General features: G+C 37.1%; 8 protein-coding genes. All 8 read right to left on the reverse strand.

The annotated features are described in order from the left end of the window. Positions 1–180: 180 nt before the first annotated feature. Complete coding sequence (locus tag IEU65_RS04005; RefSeq protein ID WP_010296304.1) at positions 181–1,092, reverse strand: helix-turn-helix transcriptional regulator; 912 nt, start codon at positions 1,090–1,092, stop codon at positions 181–183. Beyond that, complete coding sequence (locus tag IEU65_RS10375) at positions 1,085–1,849, reverse strand: Ig-like domain-containing protein (protein WP_228934845.1); 765 nt, start codon at positions 1,847–1,849, stop codon at positions 1,085–1,087. Before IEU65_RS10375 ends, IEU65_RS04005 begins: the two co-directional genes overlap by 8 nt. A 285-nt stretch (positions 1,850–2,134) precedes the next feature. Next, positions 2,135–4,849 carry a bacterial Ig-like domain-containing protein gene (locus tag IEU65_RS04015; protein WP_147651846.1) on the reverse strand — a complete coding sequence of 905 codons (2,715 nt, stop codon included), beginning with the start codon at positions 4,847–4,849 and terminating at the stop codon, positions 2,135–2,137. Between the two features lie 990 nt (positions 4,850–5,839). Further along, positions 5,840–6,712, reverse strand: a complete 873-nt coding sequence (locus tag IEU65_RS04020; protein ID WP_010296312.1) for a peptidoglycan amidohydrolase family protein — start codon at positions 6,710–6,712, stop codon at positions 5,840–5,842. A gap of 99 nt (positions 6,713–6,811) precedes the next feature. Continuing rightward, positions 6,812–7,273, reverse strand: coding sequence for a peptidoglycan amidohydrolase family protein (locus IEU65_RS04025; protein ID WP_010296314.1), 462 nt, complete (start codon positions 7,271–7,273; stop codon positions 6,812–6,814). 24 nt (positions 7,274–7,297) lie between these two features. After that, positions 7,298–9,649, reverse strand: a complete 2,352-nt coding sequence (locus tag IEU65_RS04030) for a hypothetical protein (protein ID WP_010296316.1) — start codon at positions 9,647–9,649, stop codon at positions 7,298–7,300. Positions 9,650–9,682: 33 nt separating this feature from the next. Next, entirely contained in the window at positions 9,683–10,597 is a 915-nt protein-coding gene (locus IEU65_RS04035; protein ID WP_010296318.1) for a hypothetical protein, read from the reverse strand. Positions 10,598–11,188: 591 nt separating this feature from the next. Then, a complete protein-coding gene (locus IEU65_RS04040) occupies positions 11,189–14,542 on the reverse strand; it encodes a hypothetical protein (protein WP_010296321.1) in 3,354 nt (1,117 codons plus the stop codon).

The raw sequence follows: 14,542 nt of genomic DNA on the forward strand, positions 1-14,542 counted from the left end.
ATTTTTAGGTTACGGAAAATAAATACGACATCACAGAAAGAAATTCGTCTTATGCGATCACGGCTGATTTTTCTAATGTGATACTTACTTATCAAATAAATATCTGTCTAATCAACAAAAAAATTATATATTACAATAACATTCATTATCAAGCAGTAAAAAAATCTGCTCACGCAGATTTTAAAAATAATTTTGGCATTCATCACGACCACAATCAAAGCTTTGTTTGAAAGCCTCGAAAGAATCTAGAAATAGCATTTCAAAGCGATATTGTCCTGTCGCAGGTAAAAAATAGGACATCGCAGAAAAAATGTTATTATATAAAGCCTCGGCCTGGGCATCTTCTTGTGTGATAATAAGTGCAACAACTTCCGTCAGCCTTAAAAGCAAGACTGAATACATGTCATCAACAACATCTTTTAGTTGTTGCGTCAGATGAATAATTTTTTCAGCTAGATCTTTGGCATCATGTTTCATGCACAGCGCAATCATGTTAAATCTAATCATCAATAGTTGTTGAATTGACTCTGATTTATTACGATACATCGCGTTAAAATCTCGCCGTGAAAACAGCCGCTCACAATCTAAATAAACGCCATAAATATAATTAAAATTTTGCGATATACTAATCAAATTGATAAACAAATTCATTTCATCAGCGGTGTAATAGTCTAATTTATCAAAGACGAGCTCACGTGACACATCTTGTATTATATCAATCTTGTCAGGCAATTCGCCCTCATATTGTGCCTGTACAATGAAATCAGCCAAAACAACAGCCGTTTGATGGATACCAAGGTCGCACAAATAATCGGTTAATTTGTCTGTTCCAAAATGCTTAATCGTGTTGTATTCTGTGTTGATATTGCGTTGTGAGTTATCCGCCGCGTCGTGATACTCGTCAATGACATTATCAATATCAATATTTAAATGTTTGATCAAACAAACAAAACTGGTGGCACCTAGTTCATGTTTACCATTAAAAAAATCATAAAGTGAACTCTTCGACAATTTTGTTTCATCAACTACTTGTTTAATCGAAATATTACGTTGTGACAAATAATATTTCATTGCTGGACCTAAATTACTCATCAACTATTACCATTTGTACATTGTCATTTTGCCGATTAAATACTTTTACTTCAAATTGTGTGAATTTTCGGTTTAACTCAACTTCGCCAGTTTTGGCCAATATTTGCAATTCATTTGTTGTGATATCAAAAAAAGCTTTTTCAGTGTGATCATTAATTTTGCCAACTAGTTTCACTTTATGCCGTTTTTGTTGACTGCGCCATAACAATCCAGAACCAACTAATGAGAAAATTGATTGTTTAACCTTTGGAAAACGTGAATTGACCACTGCCGCCCCACCAACAGTAATGCCAATCGTACCACTTAGCCATAAAAAAACAGCCATCCATGAAAAGCTCTGATTTTTTTTGTTGTTTTGTGATTGATAGGTTGTTTCTGAGGAACTTGAGTGGCTATCGAGACTTGATACTGTAGTGGTTTGCGAACTACTCTCTTCGATCACATCAGCTGTTGTGATAGTACGTTTTGTCGGCTGACTTTTTTTACCATCCTTATTCACTGCGGTCACATAAACTGTGTCGCCCACTGATAAGCCGCTGATATCAGCGCTATAATGCCCAGAACTATTAGGTGTCACGTTAATCACCTTACCACTTGGTAAACTAATCTCAATTGTATCTTTGGGGTCAGAAGTACCAGAAACTGTGGCTATACCATTTTGCGTATTTGTGTCATCATTGGCTGAAACAGTCGAAAACGTAAATGAAGTGATCGCTATAACCATAATTGACAATAATAATTTACGTATTTTAATCACTCCTAACTCATACTATAAACTGATTGATGATTGCCAGCTTAACCGCATTTTTCAATATGTGTAACGGCGTCAGTGAAATTTAATCAATTATAATAACATTAATAATATTATCACCATTGATTATTCTATCATAGCTAAACTTGATTAGGTTAATCTTTTTTACTATTATCAAGTATAAACGCTATATTTCAGACTTAGCTACTATTCTGAATTTATGTACAGCCAAACTCTAATGAGTTTAGCCTTGATACCAATACTTAATAAATCAAAATTTCAAATTGTTTATTAGTTGTCATTTTTCTTTTTGCTAACAATAGTGAGAATTCCAAGACTGGCAGCAAAAATTGCACTTACAAGGCTTCCAATTAAACCATCAATGTTTTCACCAGTATCAGGTAATTGCTTGTTACCACTATTGTTATTTTTAGTGACTCTATAACTAACCTTGACTGTTGGTGAATCAGGTGTTTTTGAGTTTGAACTATTTGACCCTGAATCAGAAGATGGCGCTAAAACAGTTACGATAATTGTCTTAGAGACTGTATTGCCACTGGCGTCGGTATAACTGTAGGTGATTTCATACTGACCAGCTTTATTAGTATCAACTGATCCCTTTACCGTAATATCCTTTAACTCAACTGGATTACCAGCTTGATCAGTGGCAGAAATAAAGTTATCACCAGCTGTCCACTTTGTGTTTGGCCCAGCAACTAACGTACTGTCTTTAGCGTCAATGCTTGCTTTTGAATCAACGACTGTCACCGTAATTGTCTTAGAGACTGTATTGCCACTCGCGTCAGTGTAGCTGTAGGTGACATCATACTGACCAGCTTTGGTTGGATCTGGTGCCCCTGTTACCTTAATATCCTTTAACTCAACTGAATTACCAGCTTGATCAGTGGCAGAAACAAAATTATCTCCAGCTGTCCACTTTGTATTTGGTCCCGCTACTAACGTGCTATCTTTAGCATCAATGCTTGCCTTTGAATCAACGACTGTCACCGTAATTGTCTTAGAGACTGTATTACCACTCGCGTCAGTGTAGCTGTAGGTGACATCATACTGACCAGCTTTGGTTGGATCTGGTGCCCCTGTTACCTTAATATCCTTTAGCTCAACTGGATTACCAGCTTGATCAGTGGCAGAAACAAAATTATCTCCAGCTGTCCACTTTGTGTTTGGTCCCGCTACTAAGGTGCTGTCTTTAGCGTCAATTCCTGATTTATTTTCTAAAACTGTAATTGTTCTTTGGAATGTTGCTATGTTACCAGACCCATCAACAACAGAATAGGAAATGACGTAACTGCCAGCTTTCAGGTTCTTACCATCTTGTGGATAACCATCATAGTTAGTGATTGTTATTTTATCAGTCAATGAAGTGGTACCGGAAAAAGCATAAATATCTGTTAAAGGACTATAACTATCAGTTGCATATACAGTTTTATCTTGTCCTCTGAAGTACGGTAAGCTACTTCCTGCGTCAACATTTTGAAACATTGAGGTATTTTTAAAGTTTGTGAACCAGCCTGTTCTGAACTTAACGTTATTAACTGCATTAATATCAGACTCTGGTACGTAAGCACGTAGAAATAGTGGTCCCCAACCGACGTCATTTAAGTAAGCTGATGCATCTACAAAAATTGATTTATCACTTACAGTCCATTTAACACGTGAATCATTTGTGATATCAATATAGTTGCCATTATCTTCATAAAACAAATGATAGTTATCAAGATCAAAACTATCATCAGAAGTTATACCTAATTGTGCGCCACCCTGACCACCAATAGTTGCTTGATAATTTACGATATAAGAAAAATACTTGGAACCATTTTTGTTCAAATCATTAGGGTTTCTTAATGTAACACTGTTACCCATTTCAATTGGAGATGATTCATTTGCATAATTGGAATTATTAATATTAGTATTATTGTTATTACCTGAACCAGCATATCCAGGAACATTGTTTGGTGTGGGATTATATGGCAGTGGCTTGACATAAACAGACTGATCAAATACATGTGTTTCTGATACTGTATTGTTGAACGCAACACTTACTGAACCGGCAACGACATTTGGATTAGTACTGTGTGTTCCAGAAGCTTGATCCCAATCATATCCCGGATCTTGAGTGTACATATTTAAAATAAAGTTATAGGTTCCAGGTGTTAAATCAGTGTTAACGGTGATAGTCCCAGTCCCATTATTATTATCAACAAATGTAAAATTTTTGCCATCTTGATTTAAGTAATTAAACTTTAAAAATTTAGTCCAATCAACACGTTGATCAGGTGAAATTGTGACAGTAAATGTTGACCCTTTTGGGATTATTTGTCCACTAGTACTAGTATTTTTTATACTGAAATTAAGAATATAAGCTGCAGAAGTTGAATCCAATGGTGCTGATTCTGAACTCTGTGAATTTGAAGTTACCGTTACTGCGGTATAGCTTGATGCGTCTTCACTAAGTTTTGCTGTTCTAGCAACTTTTAGATTGTCAGACTTATTAGATGTACTAGTATTGTCAGAATCAGTACTTGTGTTAGAAGCAGTAACCGTCACCCTAATTGTTTTTGAAACTACTGTCCCATCCACATCGGTAAACTTATAGGTAATTGCATACTGACCAGCCTTGTTGGTGTCAACAGACCCTTCAACAGCTATATTCGTAAATGAAACATCCTTACCTGTTTGATCAGTTGCCGAAACAAAGTTATCCTCTGCGGTCCATTTTGTGTTTGGACCAGCTACCAATGTTGTATCTTTAGCGTTAATCTCTGCCTTATTAGTAGTTTTTGAATTCAAACTAGTTGTTGTTGATGCTTGTGTAGCTGTTGAACTTGCGTTAGATGCAGAACTTACATTAGAGGTTGCATTACTGCTCGTATCAGCACTAACTGTTGTTGCTCCACCTAATAGCGTTGCTATAACAACTGAAGAATACACCCACATTTTACCTGATTTGTACATTTTATAATGTTCTTTTTTGTTATTTAACATATCTTATTCCTCTTCTTACCTCTCCTTACAAACCTGTAACAGTGTATTTTTCAAGTTACAAATACACTGCCTTTTTCGGTACCGTTCGAGTTAGACAAAATGAATAACACCTTCTATTTATTGCATATATTGACACATTACTTTTATTATATTCCAATCAAATTACAAATGTTATTTTTTCCGACATGTCGGATTTTTATATCATAATAATTTGGTCGTCTTTAATCATAGATATAGAATAGAATAGCAACTTATTATATTAACTTTTTGAATACAACTAGGAAAAAACGAGACTGATTGTTTTAGTTTCAAAACTACAATAATACCAATACCTCCATTAATGATTCAAGCAAATGCAAGTTAAGCAGGACAACAAAATTTTTAAAAAATCATATTTTCAGGAATCTCTGTAGGCCTTTCATGCCATTTCAGTAGTTCAAAGCCAACTGATTTTGCCTTCTCTGGAAAATCTATACTTGTCCCTGATGCTATTTCTACTGATATATTTTTTAATCTTTTGCAAATAAAAAAGGCTTAGGGAGCATTATTCGATAAATAATTATCTTCTAGATCATACCTTCACCTCAACTGACTACAACACGCCCTAGAATATCAAATTCTATAATAATGAGGATCATAATTGGGATTACTGCTATCACTCGTCGGACTAACTTTTTTTCTAAAAAATTATCATGCATTTCCTTTATTCTATCTGCAAAATTCTTAACAATTATTCATAATCACTTGTCAGTGGTTAAAGCAACTTAATATATAGAAAATGAATATTGCCTAACTATTTTTTAAAGTCTATAACAAAAAACGTTCTAAATTTTTTGATTGATACTCAATGCGATGTACCCAACCTATTTAGCAAATGATTCTTGTAATTAATTTTCATACATTTTGATTACAAGTTATACAAAATTTAAACTATATTTGTGATGTCTCCAAAAAAACCCGCAAGTATCACACTTGCGAGCTTCCAATACTTTACATATTATATGCAAAGTCACTATCGTACCAAATCGTCCCGTATCCTGAATAATTGATTCCTACTGTGGCACTGTTATCTTGGTAATAATCAATTGTACCCCGATCCCAACCAGCATCAAATCTGACTTTGGCTCCAACTTGCACATTCCCGTTATCGCCATTATCGACACGATGCATGATTGCCAGTGGCAAGCCATTTTTAGTCCAATCGAACTGCTCACGCTTGCCACCCACTGTCCGGTAATCGGCAATTTGCCATAAACCATTAATATTCTTGACTGCATCAACGTTAAAGGTTGTATTCGTAAAGGCAAATTCGCCCCCTATCGCTCGGAATTTGTCGTTGTATGTTTTTGGGTTGACTGGCGGCTGTGGATTCACTGGCGTTGGATTACTTTTCCCTGTGCTGTGGAAAAAATGATACTCTGGTTTGTTATCCAGCGCCCAGTAACTATTGTGATTGGTCGGCACAACTGCCTCATTCTTCTTGCCAGCCGTGTACCAAGAAGAATGAATAATCGTATCACCATCATCCATGAACAATCCAGTATGAGAAATACCACCGGCGCCAGCGCCATAATTATCACCCCAGATGAAAACATCTCCTTTTGACACATGATTGCCATCAACTTCAACCCAACCGGCGTTCGTTAAATCTTGTTTGAGTGTCCCTGTGTAATGTGAACGCTTCAAGTACGAATTATCCCATGCACCTGCTTTGTTTAAAACATAATAGACGAAAGCTGAACAATCAAAATAAGTTGTCCCATCAGCTTGTTTGCCATCACGTAGATCCCACTGCATGGAATAAGTGGCCCGGTGTTGCCATGATAACGCTTCATTAACTGCTGTCTCTTTGTTGTACGTCATAGTCTTTCCTCTTATTTTTTTGAATGGGATTAATAGCCTATCTGTTAACCACATTTTATATTAAAGATATGCCTATTTTGTGATCATTCAGAGATTAAATCACATTGCTTTAAAAAAATGATATTCTGGTTTATTGGCCAGTTCCCAATAGCTAGCATAATTTGTCATGGTCACTGCTTCATTGTGCTGTCCAGCTGTGTACCAAGAGGAATGAATAATTTTTTTACCATTATTCACAAACAAACCGGTATGCGCACCATCACTAATGCCATAATCATCACCCCAAATAAAGACGTCCCCTTTTGACACATGTTGACTATCTACTTCAACCCAGCCAGCCTTTAACAAGTCATATTGGAGAGTACCAATGTTATGCTCACGTTGCAAATAAGTGTTGTGCCATGCTCCAGCCTTGGCTAACACATAATAAATAAATGACGCACAATTGAAATACGTTGTCCCATCGACCTCAACACCGTCGCGTAAATCAAGTTGCATAGAGTAAGTAGCCTGATGTTGCCACGAAAGTGCCTCAGTTACTGCAATGTCTTTGTTATACATCCCTCTTTAACTAATCTCCCCCTCTTAAGGTTGTTTGCTACCAGCACTTTCAACAACTGTCGAATCTGTCGCCAAAGATTCAGAATTAACATTTTGATTAGAACTAGTTGTAGTCGCACTTTCCGACTCAGGTTTAACAATGGAATCAGCACTAGTTGTAGCCACATTGACCTGCTTTACTGGTGCAACACTGCTAACGTCAGACACAGGGTTACCCAACATAACATCTTTTATTTTGTTAACAAAGTCAATAATGGAACCTGAATACGTCGTGTATTGTGATTCATTTCCCTTAACAGCAATAGATGTGCTGTTATCTTCAGGGACAACTTGCAAATAATAACCAATAATTTGTGGTTCAGCAAATCGCACAGTTACTGACTCACTGTCGGATTGAACAGATGATTTTTCGCTTGACGAAGATGATGAACTACCGCTGGAAGAATGAAATCCAAAGAAGCCACCGCCTCGTGAAACATGTTCTTCAATCGCTGATGCTATAACATTGGAGTCACTCTTTGATTTGTCAACACGAATAGTAACATCTTTAGCGATAACAAAAGCAACAGGATACGCTGGAAATATCCAGTCTTTTAAGTTTTGAACCACTTCTGATTCACTATCTGGCAGATTTGTTTGGATTACGCTAGTACCTTCCGAGATTTTGGTCTCGCTAGTTTTAAACATATCAGCCGTCAAAGCAAATACACCCGGATTGAACCAATTGCGCGTCATGCTCACTTTCGTCACTGCCATACCAATGGCAACTGACGCGCTTGAACTTTTAAGGGAGCTCGCCATGATAGATTGAGTCGTTTCGTGCCCGCTACTGCCACCGAAGAGCCAAAAACCACCATTACTTTTTGTAGCTGTGCCCGTACTTTGTTGTGATTCTTCCGACTCTATATCTGATGCCTTGGTGTTAATTAGCAACTCAGTATATCCGTTGTCGATGATATTAGGCATGACATCAACCTTTTCACCTTCGGGTAACTTGAATTGAACAGCCATAGACAATTTTTGATTCACTGAATCAAGTTGATCCTGAATGCTCTCAAATTGAGAACTCAATTCGCGCACTAACGGCATAATTTGTGTGCCTAACTCGGTCGACTTATATGTCATTGCCGCTTGCAAATAATCTGTGGTGGCTTGATCCATCGCTGATTGCGATTGAAGAATATTGTCTTGATTTGTTTTAAAACTGTTAAGCACACTGTTGATAATATCCTGTTTATTCTCTCCTGGGTCTAATGCTTTATCATTATCCTCAGCAGTTTTTTGAAGCACACCTTCTCGTTGTACTTGTTTTCCCTCATCAGTAATCGCACTCACCACGGTAGCTAACTGATTAAATAGTGAGGCTGCCGCGCCAGTATAAGTATTACCCTTAATATCGAATTGCTTGTAATAGCTAACTTTCTGTTGCTTATAGGCTTCCTTCAGCTTCTTCAACTCTGCTTGATTTGGCACCACAGCCATCAAATTCTCAAAGCGTGCTATCAAATTTCTTTTTTGGCGGGTCAAAACGCCGATTTTTTGCGTCAAAGCTTCTTCAGACTCAAGCAAATCTGTATATTGAAATGATGATGACAGCTTGGTATGCCAGTCTTCTGGATAAAATGTGACCGGATAAACTGTTCCACCATCTGGATTGATCTTTTCAGCATTAGCTAAACGGGTTCGAGCCTCGTGAATTTCTGCGCCCGATCCTGAATCTAAGATACCTTGAATGATACGCATATCGTTAATTGAAAAAATAGATAAAATTTTTCCCTGCTTTTCTTCAATGCCAGCTAAAAATGGCTCTGCATTATCTTGATACCAAATCGAAAATTCTTCTTGGTATTTAGCTTCATTTTGAGCAACTGCTTCTGGCGAAAGATTCTCTGAAGGATTAAAATACTGCTCTCTGATGGCCTTTCGAATCCCTGTTTGTTTCAATCCCCATTTTTGTTTTTCCTCGACCCATTCATCATATAATCGATAAAAAACTTGCTGGAGTGTACTCTTTTCTTCACCGTCGCCAAAATTATAAGTGTAAGGTGTGACAAGAATTTTTCGCAAATGAATTTTTGCCTGCATAATTTCCAAATTCATGCGCGGTGATAACATATCAAGGGCCGTTTTATATTGGGTGGTTAATAATCGCCCATTATCCGCCCCTGTCACTTGCACTGGATCAAACAATTTATTGGCAAGACGGCTTTCATTAGCGACCACTCGAAGTGGCTTATCTTGCTTGACATCATATTTAAAGCTTTCTTCCGAAATCACTGTTCCTGGAATTGTCATGCATAAAAATTGATTAGGATTGTCACCGCCGATAACTGTGTTTAGCTTGCTATATAGTTCTGTTACGAATGAGCCTGACATGATTTTTCTCCTTTGGTTTTTAGTCTCTATTAATTAATATCTCAGTTCATAGCTTTGCGATAGTCTATCGTAAGCATAAATTGGTACTTCACAGGGAATTACTGTCGTATTCACGCGAGCAAACGGGTTAGATGACGAACACACCGTCATGACGACTTCATCTTCATTTACGTAAATACCCGTATAAAGATACGTGACAGGCTGCACAAATTTTTCATGAATTTGGAATGCCCACATAATTTGTTCACAGTCAACTGGATGCGTTAATTCACAATGCAAATCATCCGTGATAGTTGGTCGCTCACTCTCGCTTGGTACATCCCAAATCATAAATTCGTCGCTATTGATATAACAACTTTCTTTTGAAAACCTCCAAGACCTTGGGTCAACAGCAGCACCAATACTTTGATTCCAACTCGCATCCCCCATTTTCAAATTAGTAGGCATTGAACATAGCACATCTAATAAGTCAACTGATGAGTCATGACAATACTCTTCAATGCTATCCAGATCCTCTTTTGAACGTCCACGACTTGATGAAAATAGACTTGTATAATCTTGTGCGGCCGCCATCAAGTTGTTAGCAATACGCTGAGATTCATCTCTGAAATTTTCGACTATCTGTAAATATCTTCCGTTATCTCTATATTCCGTGCCTAACTGGTCTATAAGCTGCCATGTAATTTCTGCATCCTGTTGATACATTGACAAACATATCGAATTGACAAAACATTGCAATGATCTACTCCACTCCTCCAAGTCACGTTCATTGGTGGGCAGTTGTTCAACTAAATTAGTCATGACATTATTCATATACGCCCAACTAAATATATGACAAATATTTTCTTCAAGTTCTTCAAATGTCTCACTTGCTTCGAAAAGGTAAGACGGCTCTGGTTCTGAAAATAATGCTATTACTTCTGATCGAATTCTTGGTCGAAAAAACATAATCAATACCTCTTAATTTTTTATTTATAATCATTCAGGTGGCCACCAGCTGACTATATACGAACTATAACATTTTTTTTTTCTCAGACCGCAAGCTAAAATCAATTATTTTCATATTTTATTCAATAATTGTTCACTATATGTTCTAATTTGAACTTTTTAAACATAAAAACAACAAAAACGTTATTGATAACAAAAAAACCGATTTTAGACTATAAAATCTAAAATCGTTTTTTGTTATCGTTTCTTGGTTTTAACATTAAGGCAATACATTCCCTGCTGCCAAATATATATCGTACCAGTCAATATAAAGCTAAAACATTTCAACTTACCAACTCAAAACTTTGTTTAAACGCCTCAAAAGAATCTAGAAGCAACATCTGCATTCAAAATAACGCCTGTTATTCTTCCTTGTTTCTCAATTTAGACAGGTAGTTACTTACAACTTAAATTATCAATATAATAAAAAAGGAATAATCAACCCTTTCGTTGGCAATCGTTGTATTTGGATGAAAAAGCACGTCCGGTCCTAAGTAGGATATTTCTTTGTACTACAAATTATCACACTTGATGCACAACAATCTCATTCAATTATACAAGACCTAAATTACTGATATCACGCACCGACTGATTCTCATCTTGTTCATCACTTTGAGAAGCAAAAATCATCACGATTCCCATCAATAACTGAACATTATCCATTATCAAACCAGCAATTTTACACTGCGGTGGTAAACCAGAAATAAATAAGAAGCGGCAAAATGAACTAATCGAAAGGATGAATTCATTGATATACGTCAACACATCAGCTGTTTTTTCCTGAATTTCGTACACTAAGCTAGCAACAGTACCACCCAAGTAAACAAAACCAGCAATTGATGATAATAAACATGAAACATCTTCGTTTTGAATGTTGATTCCTGAATCTGGATTGGCCACACATTGCATCACAAAATCAAAAGCCAGTCCCACAGCACAAGCTCCCCAAGCAACAATAAACCCAGCAAACGGATCAGAATCATAAATCCAAGGCACAGTGATCAATACCCAAATAAGATTTATACCTATCCCTATCCAAGCTACTCGATCTAGTTTTATAATCGATGGGCTATCCTTTACACCCTCGTCTGTGACATCTGACACACCTAAGCATACATAATATGCTGTCTGGCAAACAGCACTCAACGCTTTGAGAAATTTGGTCCAATCTTCTGAGATATGTTGCCGGGTATTTGGATTCAAATTCGTAAAATAATTTTGAAAACCGGTCACTTGGTCATCATTTTCAAATGGCACATGACCCGTACCAATTTTACTAGCAATATTAACACCAAACGCCAGCATAAGTGATACCAAATTAACAACCGTCAATTGCTGATCAAAAATTGTTTCAAACAATGATGTTAAAATAGGTACCTGAATCGTTTGATTCAAAAACGTTTTGACCAAGTCGATAATTTGCTGAATCAGTTGGGATACTGCTGTCGATGTTACTTTCATGAAGTCAATTGTCAATTGACATAACGCCTGCACAATCGTCAAAATTTGACTGAACGTCATTGTGACGAGTGAATTGCTTGCACTTGTCGCTAAAACGAGATCCTGAATCTCATCTTCAACTTTTTTAAACTCAGGTTTTGCTTGATAATTAACTGCTTGTGTCTTTAATTGCTCATACAGGACTAAAATATCATCGGCAACTCGTGCGTCCAATGACATTGTAAAATGTCCGCCATTCATGTTTTGAACAGCGGCTTGCCAAATGTAATTATCTAACGGATTGTCGTTGCTACCTGTGAGATAGCTTTGGCTATTTTTATTGCCAATAGCACTTGATTTAATATAGTTAAAGGTGTCATCTATCGTTGTTGATAACGCATCCAACTGTTGAATAAAGGCAGCGTGACCTGCACCTACAGCATACGTTAAAATATCCGTACGATTGAAGACAACCTTAATAGCGCGTTGGGTCCTTTTAATACCACTCCAGCCAACCAAATCACTCAACCACTCAAACAATTTTTCAAATGGCATTTTGATCATATTAAAAACTGTTTCAACTAGTTTCATGACGCCGGGAAATGTTTTTTGTAAAAACGAAAACGACTTTGTCGCACCATCTATGACAATCTGAATAACAGCATTCACACCGTCTACTACTTTTTCAGCGACAAAACTAACCACTTGAACAAACTTTTTTGAAACACTTCGAAAAAAATCACCAATACTAGACCAAAAACCAGTAATTGACTGTGCTCCCGCGAAAATATTTGTCATTGCTTCTTTTGTTAACACTTGATATCTAAAGCGTCCATCTGTGTAGTCAAGTGAGAAGGCCTTTGCACCATTGGCAAAGACATCAGCCGCTAACTCTGTGTTGACCAGAGGCTTAATTGTTCTTACCACTTCTTCAACTTGATTAGGATTGTCTCTAACATCAGCCGCTAAAATATACTGGCCATCCGCATCACAAGCATTTAACAAATCTTCTTTTCGTAAGGTACCAAATCGATCTTTAAAAATCAGACTTGTATCAATTTTAATTTGTCCAGTCTCTGAGCCACTAGTGTAATCGAGCGTTAATGCTGGTTGAGCGAGCGTATCAGCAGCAAACATGATACTTAATTTGCCTTGCTGATTTGTTTGAATTTCAAGTGGTGTAGCATGATTTAGTGCGTAATGCTTATCATCAATAATCACACGTAAATTATCAGGACCGGTAATGTTCACCGTAGCTGATTGACTTTCAAGACTTGTATCGTCACAAAACATCAACTGTGTTTCATACACTGGCGCTACAACAACACTTTGTGCTTTATTTTCAATAAATTGTTCAGCCAACCAATCACCAGTTACCTCAGTTTTGGTCAATAGCTGTAATAAGTTTGTCTCCGCCGATTCAAAAATTACGCCGATAGTTGATTGGTTGCACTGATGGGCCGACCATTCAACCACTGATTCCGCTAATGGGTACCAGATGTGCTCATCATCTGCCAAATATACATGAGAAAGTGTATTGGTCGTATCTCTAGCAATAATTGAAAACACTGTTTGGTCATTTTGCAATTCGGTTTGGATGTTAAAAGTACCATCCATTTCAACGGGTGGTAATAAAATCTGCCCTGAATCAAATTGGCCCGCTGTCACCTGATACACTAGAAAAACTAGTCTGTTTGCTTGTTTGCCTGAAAAAACCACACAACTTTTTTCCTTAGTGTCGGCAACTTTAACTGAAGTTAATGACACATCTGTCACGCCGTCTGGCAACTTGAGTTGTTTTTGTTGGTAACTGTTATCATATTGTTGATAAGTTACATACCAACCATCTGTTAGCTGCCTACTCTGACTAGCAAATAAGTATCCGTTCACAGGTATCGTAGGATTGCCCGTTCGTAAAATAAAAGGCGCAATCGGTGACGCGTCTGAAAAATCAGCATTAGTAAAACTACGACCATTATTGCGTGGCTGCGCATTGCCCGTATTATACCAATGTACGTCATATTTTTGCGGTGCTGTTTCAACCAAATAGCCTATAAAATTGGATACGTCTGTTTGAGATTGCGCTACCCCTAAGCCTTTTGTTCCAGCTGGCCATGACAACTGTTCAATAGCAAAATCAAAACTGCCTTGCTGGATTTCCACTAAACGATATAAACTAACCTTTTCCACCTGCTCAAGTTGTAAGACAATCGCCAAACAGTTTTGTGTCGTAAAGCCACCACGAATATGGTTAATTTTGCCCACTAGATCTAAATTATCAACTTGATAACCTGTCTCACTACTATCATCTGAGTAGACAATGCCGTGCGTACCGTTCTGTGTTTCAAACAAAATTGCCGTTCGCTCATTTGGTGCAGCAAATGTCCAAAAATCAGACGCCGCCATTAAATCAATAATGTGTGTATATTCAAATAAACGTGTATGATTAGTTGCATTGATTCCCAT

The organism is Leuconostoc pseudomesenteroides KCTC 3652 (assembly GCF_014634745.1).
GTDB lineage: Bacteria > Bacillota > Bacilli > Lactobacillales > Lactobacillaceae > Leuconostoc > Leuconostoc pseudomesenteroides.